The organism is Streptomyces sp. D2-8 (assembly GCF_023184515.1).
Classification (GTDB): Bacteria; Actinomycetota; Actinomycetes; order Streptomycetales; family Streptomycetaceae; genus Streptomyces.
Map to the genome: position 1 here is coordinate 1 of NZ_JAAHBP010000043.1, position 18786 is coordinate 18786.

Below are 18786 nucleotides of genomic sequence, written 5' to 3' on the forward strand. Positions count from 1 at the left end.
GTCTCCGACGGCACCTCCCGGGCCCGGTGACACCACCCCCCAGGTCATCCGTTCGACAGGGGGCAACAGTCATGGCGGGCCCGGAGGCCAGCGGTCCCGTTGCGGAACCGCGGAAAACATAACGGGGTACCCGGGATGCCATGACGGAGCGGCAGAAGAACGCGGCGTGTGCGCTGGCGCTCTACGCGCTGTTGGTCGTGGTGTTCCGGTTCTCCTCCGGCGGGCAGGGGTGGGGCACGGCGCTGCTGCTCGCTCTCGCGGCCACTCCCCTCGCCCTCTGGATGGGCTGGCTGCGCCGCCGCATCAGCGAGCAGGCGCAGGAATGGGGACGCCGCCGGGTCCGGCCGTGGCCGGAGGAGCGGCGGCGTTGAGGTGGCTGTGCCAGCCGGACGGTCAGGCGTAGGTGTAGAAGCCCGAGCCCGTCTTGCGGCCCAGCCGGCCCGCGTCGACCATGCGCTGCAGGAGCGGGGGAGCGGCGTACAGGGGCTCCTTGTACTCCTCGTACATGGACTGCGCGACCGAGGCGACCGTGTCCAGGCCGATCAGGTCGGACAGCTTCAGCGGGCCCATCGGGTGGGCGCAGCCCATCTCCATGCCGTTGTCGATGTCCTCGCGGCTGGCGATGCCCGTCTCGAACATCCGGATCGCGGAGAGCAGGTACGGGATCAGCAGCGCGTTGACCACGAAGCCGGAGCGGTCCTGGGCGCGGATCGCGTGCTTGCCCAGCAGCTTCTCCGTGAACATCTGGGCGCGGCCGATCGTGCCCTCGGAGGTGGTGAGCGCCGGGATCAGCTCGACGAGCTTCTGCACCGGGGCCGGGTTGAAGAAGTGGATGCCGATGACCTGGTCGGGCCGCGACGTCGCCACCGCCAGCTTCACCAGCGGGATCGAGGAGGTGTTGGACGCCAGGATCGCGTCGGGCCGGGTCACGACCTGGTCGAGCACCTGGAAGATCTCGGTCTTGACCTGCTCGTTCTCGACGACGGCCTCGATCACCAGGTCACGGTCGGCGAACTCGCCGAGGTCCGTGGTGAAGCTCAGCCGGGCCAGCGTGGCCTCCTGCTCCTCCTCGGTGATCTTGCCGCGCTCGGCTGCCTTCGCCAGGGAGGTGAACAGCCGGGTGCGGCCGATCTCCAGGGCTTCGCCGGTGGTCTCGGCGACCATGACGTCCAGGCCGGCCCGGGCGCACACCTCGGCGATGCCCGCACCCATCTGACCGCAGCCCACGACTCCGACGCGTGCAATGTCTCCCGCTGGGATGTCCGTCACATCGTCCCTTTCGCTGCTGATCCACGACCGGGCAGACTCGCCGGGTCCCGGCGCCTGCTCCGTTCGTGCACGTTACTCCCAAGTATCGATGATCGATCGCCGGGGTCGGGTCCGCGTCGGGCATGCTGGGCCCGGAGCGATCCGCGGCCGGGCGGATCCGCGGCTTTTTGGGGCATGCGGATGGGACGAGTCTCACGCAGGGCGTTCGCGGTGGCGGCGCTGTCGGCTTTCACAATGATGCCTCAGGCGTCGGCCGCGACCGGACGCCGGGGCGGGGCACCCGACTCCGAGATGCGGGGCGTCTGGATCGCGTCCGTGGCCAACCGCGACTGGCCGTCGAAGCCCGGGCTGACCGCGTCGCAGCAGCGCGCCGAGCTGCTCACCCACCTCGACACGGCGGTCCGCAACCGGCTCAACACCGTGTTCTTCCAGGTCCGGCCCACGGCGGACGCCCTGTGGCCGTCGCCGTACGAGCCCTGGTCGCAGTACCTCACCGGCACCCAGGGCAAGGACCCCGGCTGGGACCCGCTGGGCACGGCCGTCGAGGAGGCCCATGCCCGGGGCCTTCAGCTGCACGCCTGGTTCAACCCGTACCGGATCGCCGCCCACGCCGATCCGGCCCGGCTCGCCGCCTCCCACCCCGCCCGCGAGAACCCCCACTGGGTGGTGACGTACGGCGGGAAGCTCTTCTACAACCCGGGGCTGCCCGAGGTCCGAACCTTCGTCGAGGACGCGATGCTCGACGCGGTCGCGAAGTACCCGGTGGACGGCGTCCACTTCGACGACTACTTCTACCCGTACCCCGTGGCGGGGCAGAGCTTCGACGACGACGCGGCCTACGCCGAGCACGGCGGCGGCTTCCCGGACCGGGCCGCGTGGCGGCGGGACAACATCGACCTGCTGGTGCGGGAGACGGCGGACCGCATCGAGGAGGTCCGGCCGAGCGCCCGTTTCGGCATCAGCCCCTTCGGAGTGTGGCGCAACGCCGCGACCGACCCGCTCGGCTCGGACACGCGGGCGGGCGTGCAGACGTACGACGATCTGCACGCGGACACACGGAAGTGGGTGCGCGAGGGCTGGATCGACTACATCGTCCCGCAGCTGTACTGGAACATCGGCTTCGCCGCCGCCGACTACGCGAAGCTGGTGCCCTGGTGGGCGGAGGTCGCCCGGGGCAGCTCGACGCAGCTCTATGTGGGGGAGGCGCTGTACAAGGCCGGCGACCCGGCGCAGCCCGCGGCATGGCAGGAGACGGGCGAGCTGTCCCGGCACCTGACGCTGGCCGGGGAGTACCCGCAGGTGCGCGGACACGTCTTCTTCGCCGCCAAGGACGTGGCGGCGAACCGGATCGGGGCGATGGCGCGGGTGGTCGCCGACCACTACGGGCAGCCGGCGTCACCTCCGCGCTGAGTCATGGCCCGGTGGTGGTCTCCCGGTGCCGGATCTCCGTGTCGGGTCCCGGGGAGCACACGCCCTCGTGCCCGTCCTGGAACCGGACGCGGTACGGGGGGTTGCCCTCCTGACCGAGCACTTCGACGATCTCGCCGATCTTGTCGTGCTGACCGACCACCCTGCCGTGCTGGACAAGCTGGTCTCCCACGGTTGCGCGCATCTGGGGCCTCCTGACGAGGTGCGGAGCAGCGGTCCGTGGCCTCCGAGTCTACGGCGGGGGGCGCCTGTCGGCAGTGGCCGTGCGCCGTCCCGCTCAGCCGCGTGATCGCTGTGTGACGGCGATGCAGGCCAGCACCGCCGCGGCCGTCAGCGGGGCGGCGACCGTGAGGTGCTCGCCCAGCAGCAGCACCGACCACACCAGTGTGAGCAGCGGCTGGGCGAGCTGCAACTGGCTGGCCTTGGGGATGCCGATGGCCGCCATGCCGCGGTACCAGGCGACCAGCCCGACGAACTGCGAGCCCACCGCGACCCACAGCAGGCCGGTGACGCTGTGCGCGGTCAGCCGCACGGGTTCGTGTGCCAGGGCGAACGTGGCGACCGGCACGGTCAGCGGCAGGCACAGCACCAGCGCCCAGCCGATCACCTGCCAGCCCGGCATGACCCGGGCCAGTCGGCCGCCCTCGGTGTAGCCGGCCGCGCAGACCAGCAGCGCGGCGAACAGGTACAGGTCGGCGGTGGTCAGGGCGCCGCCGCTCTGCCGCACGGTGAAGGCCAGTACCGCCGCCGCGCCCGCGAGGGCGGCGACCCAGAAGGTGCGCGAGGGCCGGGTGCCGACGCGCAGGGCGGAGCAGAGCGCGGTGGTCAGCGGAAGCAGTCCGACCACGACGGCGGCGTGCGCGGTGGTGGAGGTCTCCAGCGCCAGCGTGGTCAGCAGCGGGAACCCGAGGACGACACCGGCACCGACGACCGCGAGGCCCGGCCAGTGCCGCCGGGCGGGCAGCGGCACCCGCAGCACCAGCAGACAGCCGCCCGCGATCACTGCGGCCAGGACGCTCCGTACGGCGACGAGCGACCAGGGCCCGAAGCCCTCCAGCCCCCAGGCGGTCGCGGGGAACGTGAGGGAGAAGGCGACCACGCCGAGGGCGGCCTGGAGGGTGCCGAAGCCGGGGCGCTCCGGGGCCGGGGTGGCGACTGCTATCGGGGGAGACGCAGTAGCGCTACTCTGTGCTCTCATGCAAGAGCGTAGCAGCGTAGGTGAACTGGTGGAACAGCTGAGGCGGGAGCTCAACCGCTACTCGCCCGGTGGAAAGCTGCCGTCGAGCCGGGCACTCGTCGAGCGGTTCCGGGTGAGCCCGGTGACGGTGTCGCGGGCCCTGGCGCAGCTCGCCGCCGAGGGGCTGGTGGTCACCCGGCCCGGCGCGGGCGCGTTCCGTGCGCAGGCCCGGACGGCACCGGCCCCCGCGGGGGACACCTCCTGGCAGGAGGTCGCCCTCAGCGCGGACGGCGCCGCCGACCTCGTGCCGCGCTCGGTCGACGCCTCCGGGGTGCTGGTGTCGCTGGCCGCACCGCCGCCCGGCGTGATCGAGTTCAACGGCGGCTATCTGCACCCGTCGCTGCAGCCGGAGCGGGCCATGGCCGCCGCCCTCTCGCGCGCCGGGCGGCGTCCCGGTGCCTGGGGGCGCCCGCCCATGGAGGGGCTGCCGGAGCTGCGCGAGTGGTTCGCACGGAGCATCGGCGGCCCGGTCACGGCCGCCGAGGTGCTGGTCACCGCGGGCGGGCAGTCCGCGCTCACCACCGCCCTGCGCGCCCTCGCCCCGCCCGGCGCTCCCGTCCTGGTCGAGTCGCCGACCTACCCCGGCATGCTCGCCATCGCCCGGGCGGCGGGCCTGCGCCCGGTGCCCGTCCCGGTGGACGCCGACGGTGTGCGACCGGAGCTGCTCGCGGACGCGTTCCACGCCACCGGCGCCCCGGCCTTCGTCTGCCAGCCGCTCTTCCAGAACCCCACCGGTGCCGTGCTCGCGCCCGGGCGGCGCGCCGAGGTGCTGCGCATCGCCCGCGAGGCCGGCGCGTTCGTCGTCGAGGACGACTTCGTGCGGCGGCTCGTGCACGAGGACGCCGGGCCGCTGCCCCGCCCGCTGGCCGCCGACGACCCCGACGGCGTCGTCGTCCACGTCTCCTCGCTCACCAAGGCGACCTCCCCGAGCTTCCGGGTGAGCGCTCTGGCCGCCCGGGGGCCGGTCCTGGAACGGCTGCGTGCCATCCAGGTCGTCGACACGTTCTTCGTGCCGCGCCCCCTCCAGGAGGCCGCCCTCGAACTCGTCGGCTCGCCCGCCTGGCCGCGTCATCTGCGGGCCGTCTCGGCTGAGTTGAAGGCCCGCCGGGACGCGATGACCGGAGCCCTCGCCCTGCATCTGCCGGAACTCGCCCTGCCGCACATCCCGTCCGGCGGCTACCACCTGTGGCCACGCCTGCCCGCTGGATCCGACGAGGCGGCCCTGATGTCGGCCGCCCTTCGCGCCGGCGTCGCGATCACCCCCGGCCGCCCCTACTTCAGCGCCGAGCCGCCCGCCGTGCACATCCGCCTGAGCTTCGCCGCGGTCGCCGGGGCCGGGGAGATCGCCGAGGGCGTACGGCGGCTGCGCACAGCCTGCGACGAGGTGCTGGGATAACCGCTCGACTGCTTCCGGGCGGCCTGCGAGCATCGCGGACATGACCGACACGCCGAGCCTGCCCGAGGGCTACGAGATCTCCACCGACCCCGGCCGCGTCGACCGCGAGCGTGTGCACCACTGGCTGTCCACCGACGCGTACTGGGCGCTGGGGCGTCCGCGTGAGAAGCAGGACCGGGCGATCGAGGGGTCGCTCAACTTCGGCGTGTACGAGACGGTGTCGGGGGAGCAGGCCGCCTACGCCCGGGTGATCACCGACCGGGCGACCTTCGGGTGGCTGTGCGACGTGTACGTCGATCCGTCGGTGCGCGGCAAGGGAGTGGGAAGCGCACTCGTGGGCGCCGTACGGGACGAGATGCGGCAGTACGGGGTGCGGCGGGTCCTCCTCGCCACGCACGACGCGCACGGGGTCTACGCGAAACTCGGGTTCGCGGGACTGGAGCGGCCCGAGCACTGGATGGCGCTCGTCTTCGGCCAGTGAGGGGCGGCCCACCCTCGGTAACTCGTAGGTAACACCTCTTGACCTGCCCACTTGCTGCGCCCACGATCGCGGCATGCCACTTCGGGTCACGTTCGTCGCCGCCGCACGCAGCTCCCCGCTGCTCGCCGAGCGTTTCGAGGACGACCGGCCGCTGGACCAGGCCGGCTGGGGCGAGGTCGAGCGCGTCGCCCACGAGCTGCTGCCGCTCGCCGCGGCCGAACTGCGCTACTGCTCGCCGACTCCGCGCAGCCGGGCGACGGGGGAGGGGCTCGGGTACGCGCCACTGGTACAGCTCGGCCTGCGCGACTGCGGCATGGGCCGGTGGCGCGGGCTGACCCTGGGCGAGGCGATGGCCCGGGAGCCGGATGCCGTGGACGTCTGGCTCGCCGACCCCCGCGCCACACCGCACGGCGGTGAGTCGCTGGTCGACTTCATCACCCGGGTCGGCGGCTGGCTCGACACCCGGCCCGTCGAGGACGGCTGCCGGGTCGTGGCGGTGGCCGAGCCGTCCGTGATCCGGGCCGCCCTGGTGTACGCCCTGAAGGCACCGCCGTCGACGTACTGGAACATCGACGTCCGCCCGCTGTCGACGACCTCCCTGACGGGTCGGGCGGGCCGCTGGAACCTGCGCTTCGACGGGGCGTCCGCTCAGCCTTCGCGCACGTAACCGGTCCGCAGCACCAGGTCCTTGGCGGGGCCGCGGACGCGCCAGACCGTCCGCCAGTGGTCCATGTCGCGGACGGTGAACTCGCCGCGGTAGAGGTCCGCCGCACAGGGATGGCCGGCGACATGCCGGCCGGACGTCAGGTCCAGGTCGTGGAACGGCCGTCCGTCGGCGAACCGCACGTCCGCCGTGCCGCCCGGGCCGGGCAGGAACGTCAGCGTCCGCTCGGCGGGCCGGGCGACGCCCTGCCAGACGAAGGTGCCGGACTCGTGGTGCAGCAGCCCGCCGGTCTCCAGTGCCTCGAAGAGGGTGCTCCCCGTGAACTCGCCCTCCGCGCCGCTCGCGAGATCCCGCACCGACCGTGACACCCGCCAGCGCCCGGCCAGATACGCCAGTGCATCCGGCACTGGCCAGAACTCGCCCATCCTGCCCCGCTCTCCGTCCCGGCCGTCGCTGCGCGACCCATTGACGCGCATCCGCCCCCTCCCTATCTTGCCGTTCGAAGTGCTGATCAATGTCTGATATTTCGAACACTCCTCTACCAGAGAGCCGCGGAGTATCCATGCCAAGCACCGCCGCCCGCACCCGATGGAGACTGGGTCTCACGACCACCGCCCTCCTGACGGCAGCGGCCCTCGTACCGGCCCCCGCGCACGCCGAGGACGTCACCGACTACGCGATCACCGTCGACCCGTCCGCGAAGGGCGCCGCGATCGACGACACGATGTACGGCGTCTTCTTCGAGGACATCAACCGGGCCGCCGACGGCGGTCTGTACGCCGAGCTCGTGCAGAACCGCTCCTTCGAGTACTCCACCGCCGACAACGGCTCCTACACGCCCCTGACCTCGTGGACGGCCGGCGGCACGGCCCAGGTCGTGAACGACTCGGGCCGCCTCAACGAGCGCAACCGCAACTACCTCTCCCTGGGCGCCGGTTCGTCCGTCACGAACGCCGGCTACAACACCGGCATCAGGGTCGAGCGGGGCAAGCGGTACGACTTCTCCGTGTGGAGCCGCGCCGAGAGCGGCAGCACGCTCACCGTCTCGCTGAAGGACGCCGCGGGCAGCCTGGCCACCGCCCGCCAGGTCGCCGTGAAGGGCGGCTGGGCCAAGTACAAGGCCACGTTCACGGCCACCCGCACAAGCAACCGCGGACGGCTCGCCGTCGCCTCGGCGGACGCCGCCGCGCTCGACGAGGTGTCGCTGTTCCCGCGCGAGACGTACAAGAACCAGCCGAACGGCCTGCGCAAGGACCTCGCCGAGAAGATCGCCGCCCTGAAGCCGGGCTTCGTCCGCTTCCCCGGCGGCTGCCTGGTCAACACCGGCTCCATGGAGGACTACAGCGAGGCCTCGAACTGGCAGCGCAAGCGCAGCTACCAGTGGAAGGACACCGTAGGCCCCGTCGAGGAGCGCGCCACCAACGCCAACTTCTGGGGCTACAACCAGAGCTACGGCCTCGGCTACTACGAGTACTTCCGCTTCTCCGAGGACATCGGCGCCATGCCGCTGCCCGTCGTCCCCGCCCTGGTGACCGGCTGCGGCCAGAACAAGGCCACCGACGACGACGCCCTGCTCAAGCGCCACATCCAGGACACCCTCGACCTCATCGAGTTCGCCAACGGCCCGGCGACCTCGAAGTGGGGCAAGGTCCGCGCGCGGATGGGCCACCCCAAGCCCTTCCACCTGACCCACCTCGGAGTCGGCAACGAGGAGAACCTCCCGAAGGAGTTCTTCGCCCGCTTCCAGCAGTTCCGGTCCGCCATCGAGGCGAAGTACCCGGACATCACCGTCATCTCCAACTCGGGCCCGGACGACGCCGGCACGACCTTCGACACCGCCTGGCAGCTCAATCGCGAGGGCAAGGTCGACATGGTCGACGAGCACTACTACAACAGCCCGGACTGGTTTTTGCAGAACAACGACCGCTACGACTCCTACGACCGCGGCGGCCCCAAGGTCTTCCTCGGCGAGTACGCCTCCCAGGGCAACGCCTGGAAGAACGGCCTCTCCGAAGCGGCCTTCATGACCGGCCTGGAGCGCAACGCGGACATCGTCAAACTCGCCTCGTACGCCCCGCTGCTCGCCAACGAGGACTACGTGCAGTGGCGGCCGGACATGATCTGGTTCAACAACCGGGCCTCCTGGAACTCGGCCAACTACGAGGTCCAGAAGCTGTTCATGACCAACGTCGGCGACCGCGTGGTCCCGTCGAAGGCCACCACGACCCCGAACGTCAGCGGCCCCATCACCGGTGCCGTCGGACTGTCGACGTGGGCCACCAGCGCCGCGTACGACGACGTGAAGGTCACCTCCGCGGACGGCTCGACCCTGCTCAGCGACGACTTCTCCGGTGACGCCTCGAAGTGGAGGCACAACGGCACCGGCAGCTGGAGCATCCAGGACGGGAGCTACGTCCAGACCGACACCGCCGCCGAGAACACCATGGTCACGGCGGGCGACCCGGCCTGGAAGGACTACGACCTGCACGTGAGGGCCACCAAGAAGTCCGGCAAGGAGGGCTTCCTCGTCGCCTTCGGTGTCAAGGACACCGGCAACTACTACTGGTGGAACCTGGGCGGCTGGAACAACACCCAGTCCGCGGTCGAGCAGGCCGTGGACGGCGGCAAGGGCACCCTGATGACGAAGGCCGGGTCGATCGAGACGGGCCGGGCCTACGACATCGACATCAAGGTGCGCGGCCGCCAGGTCACCCTGCTCCTCGACGGCAAGGAGTGGGGCAGCTTCACCGACGACAAGCCGGCCGAGCCGTTCCGCCAGGTCGTCACCAAGGACGCGAAGACGGGTGACCTGATCGTCAAGGTCGTCAACGCCCAGGCGGCCGAGGCCCGTACGGCGGTCGACCTCGGTGGCGCCAAGGTCGCCTCCAGCGCCCGCGTCACGACGCTGGCAGCCGACGCGGACGCCGTGAACACCGAGACGGACACCCCGGTGACGCCCGTGACGTCCACCTTCCGGGGCGTGGCCGGGAAGTTCACGTACACCTTCCCGGCGAACTCCGTCACGTTCCTGCGGATCAAGCAGAGGTAGCGGGACGCGCGGGGGCCGCCGTCATCCGGGACGGCGGCCCGCCGTGTCCCGCAGCCGCTGTCGGACCGCACACACGGGTTCTCGACCCAGATGCAGGAACTGCCCCAGCACTTGTCGCTGTAGGTGTTGCACTCGCAGTCCGGCAGCGCGGCCGCCTCGGCCGGTCCGAGCGTGGCCAGCAGCGCGTTCGCGGCGGCCGGCTCGAAGGCGGCCTCGGCGGCGGCGTCGACGCGGAGGATCTCGTCGGTGCCCCGGCGGCCCCGCTCGAACTCGAACGTCGACACGTCCGACGCCACCGCCCGCGCCTGCGCAGGTGTCAGGTCGGGGTGGGCGGAGCGCCACCGGTCGATGTGCTCGACCCGCAGGGCGCTGCGCTTCGCGGGGGGCAGGGCCGAGTGCACCGCCCGGCGGTGGGCGAGCGGCAGGGCGGCCACCTCGTCGTAGCGGGTCGGCAGCCGGCCGGCGTGGGCGCGTACGAACTCCTGCGCCGCCGCCTCGTCCCCGCCCCGCGCGAAGGCCGGGGCAGAGGGAGAGGGCCCAAGCCGGCCCTGGAGCGGCAGGCGGTGCGCAGCGCCCAGTCGGCCGCGCGGAGCCGGTCTGGGCGGGCGGGGTGTTACGGCGACCTGACCCCTGGCAAGGCCGCTCGGCGTCCAGGGCATCGTCGAGGGCCACGCGGTCCTCGTCCTCTTCCGTCGCCGGGCTCGCCGTTGGGGTGGACGTGCAACGTCAGGAGAAGAGGCCGCCTGACCTGAGCAGCCATCAACCTGGCCCGAAGGTGCTCGCCACCGCAAACAAGCCATTCGTCTGACGAGTTGATCCTGTGTTTCAAGAGTGGTGGTCGAGCACTGCCGGCAAGCCGTTAGGATCACGGCATGATTACGGCCTGGTCGCCTCCGCGCATGCTCGGGGTCCGCTCCGCGGGCCCGGTGCTGCGCGTGCTGGCCCTGGCCGTCTTGCTGTTCGGGGTCGTCGTGACACACGGCGTGCACGTCGAAGGTGTCAGTGGACACCTTTCCATCAGTGCAACCGCTCCCGCTGCACTCTCGGATGATGACGTCCGCCATGCAACTGCGGAGCCGTCACCATTGATCGCCGGGGAAGTCGACGATGTCCACGGCGGTCATGAGCCGTCACATCCTGGTGAGCACTGTGCACCGGGACAGCCTCAGCAGGGGTCTGCGCTGCTATCGCGCTGCTTTGCAGCATCGCTTCGCGAATCAGCCAGCGCCGACAACGCTTCGACCGTGCGACTTCCTGCGGCTGGTAGGCCCGTGGACGGTGCCTCAGCCCCGGCTTTGAGAGCAGCCTCCGTGGTGCAGCAGGTCTAGAAGGACGGAGTCCTCCAGCCGGCCCGCCGTTTGTCACCGGTTCGGCTGGTATCGAGAGACGAGCGCCGTGTCCCGTACTCATGACGGGACGTCACGTTCGTCGATGCTGTCCTGCCCCCCCACCCATGTCTGCGCCTCACTCCATCTTCCTTGGAGACGTGGCAGCAGCGCGGAGGACCTGTGCCGACACACCTTCGAATGCCCGCTGATGGCCTTTGGGCCCCATGCGGCTCATCCTGGTCACGCCGACTCGTCTCGGCCATCCGCGGCGCCCTCGTCATCGCGCTCATGCTGTGCGCCGTCATACATGGCGCGGCCGAGGAGACACACGATTCGGGCTCCGTTCCAGCCGCTGCTTCGACGATTTCCACGGGTGGGGAGCCTCACGAGCCGCACGTCCCCCACGGCGCCGAGGACTGTGCGTCCAAAATGACCCTCCGTGCGGCGACCCAGTCGGTGGAGAAACTTCCCCTCGGCGCGATGGCCGTGGTCGTCCTGGACGCCGCATCCGCGGTGGTGGGAAGACCGCTCGCACGGCCTGGACTGCGCAGACGCCGTAGCACACGCACCGGCCGCGTGGCGCTCGTCCGTACGTCCCGGTGGCGGATCTAGACCACTCGCTCGCAGCTGACGGACCCCGTCGCTGCCGCGCAGCCAAGGCCTGCACGCGGACCGCTGTCCGCCCTGTCGCCGCGATGCGCGAGATGAACCCTGCACCGTGCATTCATCGAGCGAGAGTGAGAACAGAGATATGCAGTCATTGACCAAGGCCGAGTCCGGCCAGTCCGCCCTGTCCGGGTTGGTGGGCAACACACCGCTACTGCGGGTGTCAGAGCCGCTGTCCCCGGCCGGGCGCGGCTTCTGGGCGAAGCTTGAGGGCTTCAACCCCGGCGGTATCAAGGACCGCCCCGGGCTGCACATGGTCGAGCGGGCCCGTGCCCGGGGCGACCTGCGATCCGGAGGACGGATCATCGAGTCCACCAGCGGCACCCTCGGCCTGGGCCTGGCCCTGGCCGGGATGGTCTACGGCCACCCGGTCACCCTGGTCACCGACCCGGGACTGGAGTCGTCCATGACCCGGCTGCTGACCGCATACGGCGCCCAGGTCAACGTCGTCTCCGAGCCTCATCCCACGGGCGGTTGGCAGCAGGCCCGCCGCGAGCGCGTGCAGCGGCTGCTGGAGCAGCACCCCGACTCCTGGTGCCCGGACCAATACAGCAACCCGGACAACGTCGCCGCCTACACCCCACTGGCTCTCGAACTCGCCTCCGAAATGGGCCACATCGACGTGCTGGTGTGCAGCGTCGGCACCGGCGGCCACTCGGCCGGCGTCTCCCGGGTTCTGCGGCAGCTCTACCCGGAGGTGACCGTCATCGGCGTGGACACGACCGGTTCCACGATCTTCGGTCAGCCCGCCCGGCCCCGGCTGATGCGCGGACTGGGCTCGAGTATCTATCCCCGCAACGTCGCCTACGAGCAGTTTTCCGAGGTGCACTGGGTCGCTCCGCACGAGGCCGTGTGGATGTGCCGCCAACTGGCCGTCTCCCACTACGCCACCGGCGGGTGGAGCGTCGGCGCGGTCGCGCTGGTGGCCGGCTGGCTCGCCCGGACGATGTCCGCAGACGCGCGGATCGTCGCGATCTTCCCCGATGGCCCGCAGCGTTACCTGGGGACGGTCTACGACGACGACTTCTGCGCCGCCCACGGCCTGCTGAACTCACCACCCGCGCCCGAACCGGAGCTCATCGGCCGCCTGGACGAGAAGGAGGCCACTCGCTGGACCCGGTGCACCACCGTGGTCGATCCCCTCACCCTGAAAGGCACGGAGCAAGAAGCTGCGGACGACGTTCCTGGCGTCGAGTCCGACTCCTCGGAGGTGGGCCGGTGAAGGGGCTGCTCACCCAGGTCCGGTCGTACGAACGCAGCGTCCAGCTGCTGATGGTGAACCAGTTCACCATCAATCTCGGGTTCTACATGCTGATGCCTTACCTTGCCGCCCACCTCTCCGGAACGCTCGGGCTGGCCGGCTGGATCGTGGGACTCGTCCTCGGCGTACGCAACTTCAGCCAGCAGGGCATGTTCCTGGTCGGCGGGACGCTGGCCGACCGCCTCGGCTACAAGCCGTTGATCGTCGCCGGATGCGTGCTGCGCACCCTCGGCTTCGCGACGCTCGGACTGGTCGACTCGCTCCCCGCGCTGCTCGCCGCCTCCGCGGCGACCGGGCTGGCCGGAGCACTGTTCAACCCGGCCGTTCGGGCATACCTCGCGGCCGATGCGGGGGAACGCAGGGTTGAGGCGTTCGCCCTGTTCAACGTGTTCTACCAGGCCGGCATCCTGCTGGGCCCGCTGGCGGGCATGGTGCTGACCGGCGTGGACTTCCGCATCACCTGCCTGGTGTCAGCCGCGATCTTCGCGGTGCTGAGCGTGGTGCAGATCCGCGCGCTGCCCGCCCGGCGGGCCGAGGACGCCAAGCGGCAAGACAGCGACGGCGGTCAGGGCGTGCTCGCGCAGTGGCGCGGCATCCTCGCCAACCGGCCGTTCCTGCTCTTCTCCATCGCCATGATCGGCTCGTACGTCCTGTCCTTCCAGGTCTACCTGGCCCTGCCGCTGGAAGTGCGTCGGCTCGGTGGCGACGGGAACTTCGGCACGGCGGCGGTGGCGATGCTCTTCGCGGTGTCCGGGCTGACCACGATCCTCGGTCAGACACGAGTGACGGCGTGGTGCAAGGCGCGGTACGAGCCCGGCCAGGCGCTCGTGCGCGGCCTGGCGGTCATGGGGCTGGCATTCGTTCCCCTGCTGCTCGCCACCGCCGTGCCGGTACCGGAGTCCGGGATCGGGCTGTGGCTGCTCGCGGTGGTACCGCCGACGCTCGCCGCGTTGCTGCTGGCCATCGGCACGATGATCGCGTACCCGTTCGAGATGGACACCATCGTCCGTCTCTCCGCTGACCGCCTCGTCGCCACCCACTACGGGCTGTACAACACGATCTGCGGTGTCGGCATCACCGTCGGGAACCTGGGCACGGGCGCCGCACTCGATGCAGCACGGGCTGCCGGGGTTCCCGCGCTGCCGTGGATCACACTGTCCGCGCTCGGCCTGGCATGTGCGGCCGCCCTCTACGGCCTGCACCGCACCGGCCGCCTAGCGGCGGCTTCCGACTCCGAGCCGCGTCACGCCACCGTCTGACACTGCCCCTTCGGCCCAGGGGCGGGTGCCACACGGCGCCCACCCCTGGGCCATTTCGAGCCGACCGCTACGTGCCCCGGGCGAGGTCAGGGCCTCGAGAAGGACACAGCGGCGCCCGCCCCAGTCAGGCAGGAGTGTCGCGCGCGTCAACTGCGGACCCCGAGTCGCAGATGCGCGCAGCCCTGACGCCCACGCCCGGGCCGTCGGGGTGAGCCGCCGCACCCTGACGCGGCTGTTCGTCCACGACACGGGCGTGAGCTTTGACCGCTGGCGTACTCATAGGCGGCTGAGGGCCGCCCTTCCCCTCCTCGCGGAAGGCCGAGCGATGTCGCGGGTCGCACACGCCGTGGGAAACGCGACACCGAGCGCATTCCTCACGGCGTTCCGCCGAACGGTCGCCACATCCCCGAGGGGTTACCTCAACGGGGACGCTGCGTTGAGGCCTCTTGTACGAGCGTGGTGCCAGTCGCAGTGTCCGCGCCCGGGGCGCGGTATCCCGAACGGGCGACGCTGCTCAGGCCTTTGCGGGGCGGGCGTAACCGCCGCATGCACAGGTCTTCCGAGTCGGCGCCTCTCCGGGGTCAGTGAGGCGGGAGGCCGCGGCCCGGAGGAGCGCTGTGGCCGTGAGCCTGACTACCGGATGGCCGACGGCCCGGCGCAGCAGTTCCGCCCGCCGGTTCTCCGGCTCTCGTCGCCGACGAGCTCGTAGCCGGCCTCATCGACTGCAGCGGCGACGGCGGCGGGGTCGAGCGGCTGCTCGCTGGTCACCGTGACCTTGCCCGACGGCAGATCCACTTGGACCTCCTTGACTCCGGACAGGCCGTTCAGCTCGGAACCGGCGGCCTGGACGCAGTGATTGCAGGTCATGCCCTTGACGTCGTACACGCTCTGAACCATGAGCTTGCTCCTTCCGAAGAGGGGTCACGTGATACCCCCAGGGGGTAAATAGTCCATCGGTGTGAGTGTTCCCGGCGTCACCTCATCCACCAATGTCCTTCGTGGATGAGAGTTTGAGTCGTCTCGCTCCATGCCATGGGCCCTGCCTGCAGGGCCTGAACCAGCCGGTCGCGCACCATATGCGGCATGACGCCGAGAGTGGAGGTCGGGCGGGATGGACGCATGGCAGCCGACGCTGGTCCTTCTCGGTGTGGTCGGAGCGGGTCTGACCGCCCTGTACGGACTGGGGCTTCGGCTGGCGGCAGTGCGGACTCCCCTCGAAACCGGTCCGTTCGCCGGGGGCCTCAAGCCGGGCGAGCGCGCGGTGTCCCGGTTTCACGTGCGCTGATACGCGGTCACCATGATTTTCCTGGCCTTCGACATGGAGATCGCGTCGTCGTACTGGGCAGCCAACGCCCGGTGCCAAGCGACTTTGTAGTATCCCAGTAGGTCGAGTACGGAGGGCAGGATTGAGTATGAGCGGGCGGCTGCGCGCAGGTGGGGCCTTCGGGTACCTCCTGCTGGTCGTCATGCTCACCTTGGGCGTGTTCGCCATGCACACGATGGGCCACCCCGAAGATTCCTCCGGGCACGGCATGAGCGATGCGATCCCTGCTGTCGCAGGTGTGCACCAGGACGGCATGGCCCAGAGGGCAGCCTTTGAGCCCTCGGCCGAGCCGGAGGTGACGGCCGAGCACGGGACCGCGGCGTCGCCCACCGAGTCGCCGGTGCACGAGCTCCCGAGCGGCATGGACCCGATGTCCGTGTGCTTGGCGGTGCTCACCGTGTGGCTGCTGCTCGGGCTGTTCCTGCATGCGCTGGTGGTCCGCCGGCAAGAGCCGCTGACCGCCCTTCTCGCCCGATCGATGGCCTTGGCGCGCCCCGGCACTCCACCGCCAAGACCGCTCCTCTCCCAGTTGTCAGTTCTGCGGATATAGGCCGAACCGTCGCGCGGCCCCTTCGTGCTGCCCGCGCAGACGCCCACTCCGCACAGCCGGAAACTGACGACAAGAGGTATTCCGCACATGACTGCCTACAAGCACGCCCTCAACCGCCGCCTGAGCCGCCGTCTCGCGGTGGTGGGCGCCGTCACAGCGGGCGGGCTGCTGCTCGCCGCCTGCGGCGGGAACGACATGGAGGGCATGGACCACGGGAGCGGCAGCTCCGCCTCCGCCGCGTCCACCCCGAGCACGGGTGACAAGCCGGCGCCCGGTGCGTTCAACGACGCGGACGTCATGTTCGCGCAGATGATGATCCCGCACCACGAGCAGGCCCTGGAGATGGCCGAACTCGTGGACGGCCGGGCCTCGGACGCGGAGATCAAGTCCCTGGCCGCGGACATCGAGAAGGCCCAGGACCCCGAGATCCAGACCATGAAGTCCTGGCTGAAGGCCTGGGGCAAGCCGGAGTCCGCCGAGGAGAGCATGCCCGGCATGGACCACGGATCCGGCGGAATGGACCACGGGTCCGGGATGTCCGGAATGATGTCCGACGGGGACATGAAGAAGCTCGAGGCCGCCAAGGGCACCGAGTTCGACCGGATGTTCGCGGAGATGATGATCGAGCACCACAAGGGTGCGATCACCATGGCGGAGGACGAGCAGAAGAAGGGCCGTAATGCCACGGCCGAGAAGCTCGCCGCAGACGTCGTGAACACCCAGTCCGCCGAGGTTGAGAAGTTCGAGAAGATCCTCGACCGGCTCTGATCCGCATCACCCGCTGACCGCCCGGGGCTCCGAGGCACGTATCTGAGGAGCCCGGGCGGTCGTCTCCCCATGCCGGCTGACCGTGACGTGGTCGCCGCTCCCGTGCATCCGTACGCACCCCGAGGAATCATGAACAAGCGCCCCGCCGTAGCGGCAGCCACCACCCTGGTTGTCGCCCTCACCCTGGCCGCGTGCTCCCACAGCGGAGACAGTGCAGCTTCGACCGGCTCGTCCGCTGCCTCCGGGACGACCGTGAGCCACATCCACGGTCTCGGTCTGGACCCTGCCGACCAACGCCTCTATGTCGCCACCCACGAAGGCATCTACACCCCGGACACCAAGGGAGATCCGGCGCTGGTAGGCGACAGCAAGGACGATTTCATGGGGTTCACCGTGGCCGGAGACAAGACGTTTTACGCCAGCGGCCACCCGACCTCCGGCGGCAACAAGGGGCTCATCAAGAGCACCGACGCGGGCGAGACCTGGAAGTCCCTGTCGCTGTCCGGCGAGTCCGACTTCCATGCCCTGGAATCCGCCCACGGCACCGTCTACGGCTACGACTCCACCAACGGCGTGGTGCGCACGACCAAGGACGGCGTCTCCTGGAAGGACGGGGCGCGGCTCGAAGCTCTGGACATAGCGGTCAGCCCTACTGACTCCAGAGTCGTCCTGGCCTCCACCGCCGAGGGCGTGGCCCGCAGCAGCGACGGTGGGAAGACCTTCGCCCAGGGGAACGAGCCGTCAATCGCCTTTCTCTCCTGGACCGCGAAGGACGGCCTCTACGGCATCGACACATCCGGCGGCCTGAACCGCAGCACGGATGGCGGCACCACGTGGAAGAAGGTCTCAACCGTGCCGGGCGGTCGGCCGCAGGCACTTACCGCTGTCGGCGCGGAGCATGTCCTTGCCGCCACTCAGGCCGGGGTGTTCGAGTCGAAGGACGGCGGCAAGACGTTCAAGAAGCGCCTGGCAGTTGCGTCGAGCGGCGGCCACTGATCCGGAGCGGCAGCACCCCGATCAGCGCCGGCCGGATTTCGCGTATGGGCCGCCGTGGCCGAAAAGTAGGCCGAGACGGTGCCGGACGCCCACCGGCTGCCGGGCAATCCCGCGTCGCACACCGGGGCCACGCACCGGATGCACTGGCTGAACAGAGGGGGCTGTGACTGTCAGGTCGGTGGGGAGGACGGCGCCGGACCTCAGGCGGCCATCATGACGAGCATCGCGCACATCGTGCCGCCCATGCCGACATGGGCCGTCAGGGCAGCGCCAGGTGACGTACCCGGCAGACGGCGACGACTCCGCTTGATTGCTGCTGCGTCTGCCCGGCGCTTGCCTCCTCCCTGCCGGGCCCTGTCCCAGACGGAGATGGCCAGGGAGGCAGCGAGAACCACGACTGCGTCGGGCAGGGCGAGCAGCCGCCGCGCCCAGCGGCCCTTGCCCGCGCGGCGGCCCACGTCCGCCCGGCGGTCGGTGCCGTGGAGCCGCGCCCACACGGACGCGACGATCGAGATCAGAAAGTACGTGGCGAGCGCACTGTTCGCCCGTAACGCGGCCGGGCTCCGCCGGGCCCGAACCACTCCTCCCGGGCGCGTTCGCCGCATTCGGCCTTTACCGCGAAGATCGCCTCCCGGACCTCATTTGTGATGCTGCGGTGCCCGCTGCGTCGCCGTGTCCAGCGCCCGTCCGCGCAGGCCAGCAGGAGACTGTCGCCCGCCAGTCCCGACAGCCGCAACCAGCGTCCGGTAGCTGAGGTGCTGCAGACCGAGCCGGACCGCCTCCGGACGGGGCATCGCCTCCATCTCCGCGGCCTTCGAGGAGCGGCGCTGGGTCAGCGTGGTGCGGTCCGGGTCGTAAGGGGTCCTTTCACTATGAGCGTCCGATCAGGTCGCGTGGTCTGGTGCCGTGCATCGCAAGGCGCCGGAAGGTCCTCGTAGCGGAGCTACTAGGTGTATTGATCACGAGCGTTGTTGACACTGGCGGGGCTTGATCATGGCGAAGACCTCCGGTGTGGTGGAGCTGTCTAGGAACGCACCGCACGGAGGTCTTCGTGTCCCACCGTAATGCCCGGCTGACCGTTCACGGCAGGCGGCTGCTGGTCGAGCGTGT

General features: G+C 70.4%; 19 protein-coding genes and 2 pseudogenes. 14 read left to right on the forward strand and 7 right to left on the reverse strand.

The window, feature by feature from the left end; genetic code table 11:
- Positions 1 to 140 precede the first annotated feature (140 nt).
- Positions 141 to 371 carry a hypothetical protein gene (locus G3I77_RS39890; RefSeq protein WP_248512245.1) on the forward strand — a complete coding sequence of 77 codons (231 nt, stop codon included), beginning with the start codon at positions 141 to 143 and terminating at the stop codon, positions 369 to 371.
- A gap of 22 nt (positions 372 to 393) precedes the next feature.
- Here the strand turns inward: G3I77_RS39890 and G3I77_RS39895 are convergent, their stop codons facing one another.
- Positions 394 to 1269, reverse strand: a complete 876-nt coding sequence (locus G3I77_RS39895; protein WP_308311454.1) for a 3-hydroxybutyryl-CoA dehydrogenase — start codon at positions 1267 to 1269, stop codon at positions 394 to 396.
- A 180-nt stretch (positions 1270 to 1449) separates the two neighbouring features.
- On the opposite strand from G3I77_RS39895, the gene G3I77_RS39900 reads away from it, so the two are divergent.
- The gene (locus G3I77_RS39900) at positions 1450 to 2679 is read left to right on the forward strand and encodes a glycoside hydrolase family 10 protein (protein WP_248512249.1); all 1230 of its coding nucleotides are present in this window, start codon (positions 1450 to 1452) and stop codon (positions 2677 to 2679) included.
- A 1-nt stretch (position 2680) separates the two neighbouring features.
- Here G3I77_RS39900 and G3I77_RS39905 read toward each other — a convergent pair whose 3' ends face one another.
- Together G3I77_RS39905 and G3I77_RS39910 are read right to left on the reverse strand one after the other, a co-directional pair.
- On the reverse strand, positions 2681 to 2881 hold the full coding sequence (locus G3I77_RS39905) for a DUF1918 domain-containing protein (RefSeq protein WP_248512251.1): 201 nt from the start codon (positions 2879 to 2881) through the stop codon (positions 2681 to 2683).
- 93 nt (positions 2882 to 2974) lie between these two features.
- Positions 2975 to 3895 (reverse strand): DMT family transporter, encoded by a 921-nt coding sequence (locus G3I77_RS39910; protein ID WP_248512253.1) that lies wholly within the window; start codon positions 3893 to 3895, stop codon positions 2975 to 2977.
- On the opposite strand from G3I77_RS39910, the gene G3I77_RS39915 reads away from it, so the two are divergent.
- From G3I77_RS39915 to G3I77_RS39925, 3 genes are all read left to right on the forward strand, one after another.
- Positions 3894 to 5330: a PLP-dependent aminotransferase family protein gene (locus G3I77_RS39915; RefSeq protein WP_248512255.1), complete on the forward strand. Its 1437-nt coding sequence runs from the start codon at positions 3894 to 3896 to the stop codon at positions 5328 to 5330. The genes G3I77_RS39910 and G3I77_RS39915 overlap by 2 nt on opposite strands.
- A 40-nt stretch (positions 5331 to 5370) precedes the next feature.
- Positions 5371 to 5811 (forward strand): GNAT family N-acetyltransferase, encoded by a 441-nt coding sequence (locus tag G3I77_RS39920; protein WP_248512257.1) that lies wholly within the window; start codon positions 5371 to 5373, stop codon positions 5809 to 5811.
- Positions 5812 to 5884: 73 nt separating this feature from the next.
- Positions 5885 to 6478: a histidine phosphatase family protein gene (locus G3I77_RS39925; protein WP_248512259.1), complete on the forward strand. Its 594-nt coding sequence runs from the start codon at positions 5885 to 5887 to the stop codon at positions 6476 to 6478.
- Here G3I77_RS39925 and G3I77_RS39930 read toward each other — a convergent pair.
- The gene (locus G3I77_RS39930; RefSeq protein WP_248512283.1) at positions 6460 to 6900 is read right to left on the reverse strand and encodes a DUF6314 family protein; all 441 of its coding nucleotides are present in this window, start codon (positions 6898 to 6900) and stop codon (positions 6460 to 6462) included. The genes G3I77_RS39925 and G3I77_RS39930 overlap by 19 nt on opposite strands.
- A gap of 137 nt (positions 6901 to 7037) precedes the next feature.
- On the opposite strand from G3I77_RS39930, the gene G3I77_RS39935 reads away from it, so the two are divergent.
- The gene (locus G3I77_RS39935; protein ID WP_248512260.1) at positions 7038 to 9524 is read left to right on the forward strand and encodes an alpha-L-arabinofuranosidase C-terminal domain-containing protein; all 2487 of its coding nucleotides are present in this window, start codon (positions 7038 to 7040) and stop codon (positions 9522 to 9524) included.
- Between the two features lie 56 nt (positions 9525 to 9580).
- On the opposite strand, the pseudogene G3I77_RS41385 reads toward G3I77_RS39935, so the two are convergent.
- A pseudogene (locus tag G3I77_RS41385) lies at positions 9581 to 10588 on the reverse strand (bacteriocin fulvocin C-related protein); the annotation flags it as partial.
- A 693-nt stretch (positions 10589 to 11281) separates the two neighbouring features.
- On the opposite strand from G3I77_RS41385, the gene G3I77_RS39940 reads away from it, so the two are divergent.
- The 4 genes and pseudogenes from G3I77_RS39940 to G3I77_RS39955 form a co-directional block, all read left to right on the forward strand.
- Positions 11282 to 11464: a hypothetical protein gene (locus tag G3I77_RS39940; protein ID WP_248512262.1), complete on the forward strand. Its 183-nt coding sequence runs from the start codon at positions 11282 to 11284 to the stop codon at positions 11462 to 11464.
- A gap of 139 nt (positions 11465 to 11603) precedes the next feature.
- Complete coding sequence (locus G3I77_RS39945; protein WP_248512264.1) at positions 11604 to 12740, forward strand: PLP-dependent cysteine synthase family protein; 1137 nt, start codon at positions 11604 to 11606, stop codon at positions 12738 to 12740.
- Complete coding sequence (locus G3I77_RS39950; RefSeq protein ID WP_248512266.1) at positions 12737 to 14038, forward strand: MFS transporter; 1302 nt, start codon at positions 12737 to 12739, stop codon at positions 14036 to 14038. Before G3I77_RS39945 ends, G3I77_RS39950 begins: the two co-directional genes overlap by 4 nt.
- Positions 14039 to 14204: 166 nt before the next feature.
- Positions 14205 to 14468, forward strand: a pseudogene (locus G3I77_RS39955) (helix-turn-helix domain-containing protein); the annotation flags it as partial.
- Between the two features lie 203 nt (positions 14469 to 14671).
- Here the strand turns inward: G3I77_RS39955 and G3I77_RS39960 are convergent.
- Entirely contained in the window at positions 14672 to 14935 is a 264-nt protein-coding gene (locus tag G3I77_RS39960) for a heavy-metal-associated domain-containing protein (RefSeq protein ID WP_248512267.1), read from the reverse strand.
- Between the two features lie 214 nt (positions 14936 to 15149).
- Here G3I77_RS39960 and G3I77_RS39965 point away from each other — a divergent pair, with 214 nt between their 5' ends.
- From G3I77_RS39965 to G3I77_RS39980, 4 genes are all read left to right on the forward strand, one after another.
- Positions 15150 to 15323 (forward strand): hypothetical protein, encoded by a 174-nt coding sequence (locus G3I77_RS39965; protein WP_308311455.1) that lies wholly within the window; start codon positions 15150 to 15152, stop codon positions 15321 to 15323.
- Between the two features lie 127 nt (positions 15324 to 15450).
- Complete coding sequence (locus G3I77_RS39970) at positions 15451 to 15912, forward strand: DUF6153 family protein (RefSeq protein ID WP_248512275.1); 462 nt, start codon at positions 15451 to 15453, stop codon at positions 15910 to 15912.
- Positions 15913 to 15999: 87 nt separating this feature from the next.
- On the forward strand, positions 16000 to 16680 hold the full coding sequence (locus G3I77_RS39975; RefSeq protein ID WP_248512277.1) for a DUF305 domain-containing protein: 681 nt from the start codon (positions 16000 to 16002) through the stop codon (positions 16678 to 16680).
- 129 nt (positions 16681 to 16809) lie between these two features.
- A complete protein-coding gene (locus tag G3I77_RS39980) occupies positions 16810 to 17676 on the forward strand; it encodes a F510_1955 family glycosylhydrolase (RefSeq protein ID WP_248512279.1) in 867 nt (288 codons plus the stop codon).
- Between the two features lie 200 nt (positions 17677 to 17876).
- Here G3I77_RS39980 and G3I77_RS39985 read toward each other — a convergent pair whose 3' ends face one another.
- Positions 17877 to 18173 (reverse strand): hypothetical protein, encoded by a 297-nt coding sequence (locus G3I77_RS39985; RefSeq protein ID WP_248512281.1) that lies wholly within the window; start codon positions 18171 to 18173, stop codon positions 17877 to 17879.
- Between the last annotated feature and the right edge of the window lie 613 nt (positions 18174 to 18786).

What these genes read in the sequence shown, in the direction of transcription:
- G3I77_RS39890 (WP_248512245.1), top strand. Translation starts at nt 141, where the DNA reads ATGACGGAGCGGCAGAAGAACGCGGCGTGTGCGCTGGCGCTCTACGCG.
- G3I77_RS39900 (WP_248512249.1), top strand. Translation starts at nt 1,450, where the DNA reads ATGGGACGAGTCTCACGCAGGGCGTTCGCGGTGGCGGCGCTGTCGGCT.
- G3I77_RS39905 (WP_248512251.1), bottom strand. Translation starts at nt 2,881, where the DNA reads ATGCGCGCAACCGTGGGAGACCAGCTTGTCCAGCACGGCAGGGTGGTC.
- G3I77_RS39915 (WP_248512255.1), top strand. Translation starts at nt 3,894, where the DNA reads ATGCAAGAGCGTAGCAGCGTAGGTGAACTGGTGGAACAGCTGAGGCGG.
- G3I77_RS39910 (WP_248512253.1), bottom strand. Translation starts at nt 3,895, where the DNA reads ATGAGAGCACAGAGTAGCGCTACTGCGTCTCCCCCGATAGCAGTCGCC.
- G3I77_RS39920 (WP_248512257.1), top strand. Translation starts at nt 5,371, where the DNA reads ATGACCGACACGCCGAGCCTGCCCGAGGGCTACGAGATCTCCACCGAC.
- G3I77_RS39925 (WP_248512259.1), top strand. Translation starts at nt 5,885, where the DNA reads ATGCCACTTCGGGTCACGTTCGTCGCCGCCGCACGCAGCTCCCCGCTG.
- G3I77_RS39930 (WP_248512283.1), bottom strand. Translation starts at nt 6,900, where the DNA reads ATGGGCGAGTTCTGGCCAGTGCCGGATGCACTGGCGTATCTGGCCGGG.
- G3I77_RS39935 (WP_248512260.1), top strand. Translation starts at nt 7,038, where the DNA reads ATGCCAAGCACCGCCGCCCGCACCCGATGGAGACTGGGTCTCACGACC.
- G3I77_RS39940 (WP_248512262.1), top strand. Translation starts at nt 11,282, where the DNA reads ATGACCCTCCGTGCGGCGACCCAGTCGGTGGAGAAACTTCCCCTCGGC.
- G3I77_RS39945 (WP_248512264.1), top strand. Translation starts at nt 11,604, where the DNA reads ATGCAGTCATTGACCAAGGCCGAGTCCGGCCAGTCCGCCCTGTCCGGG.
- G3I77_RS39960 (WP_248512267.1), bottom strand. Translation starts at nt 14,935, where the DNA reads ATGGTTCAGAGCGTGTACGACGTCAAGGGCATGACCTGCAATCACTGC.
- G3I77_RS39965 (WP_308311455.1), top strand. Translation starts at nt 15,150, where the DNA reads ATGGACGCATGGCAGCCGACGCTGGTCCTTCTCGGTGTGGTCGGAGCG.
- G3I77_RS39970 (WP_248512275.1), top strand. Translation starts at nt 15,451, where the DNA reads ATGAGCGGGCGGCTGCGCGCAGGTGGGGCCTTCGGGTACCTCCTGCTG.
- G3I77_RS39975 (WP_248512277.1), top strand. Translation starts at nt 16,000, where the DNA reads ATGACTGCCTACAAGCACGCCCTCAACCGCCGCCTGAGCCGCCGTCTC.
- G3I77_RS39980 (WP_248512279.1), top strand. Translation starts at nt 16,810, where the DNA reads ATGAACAAGCGCCCCGCCGTAGCGGCAGCCACCACCCTGGTTGTCGCC.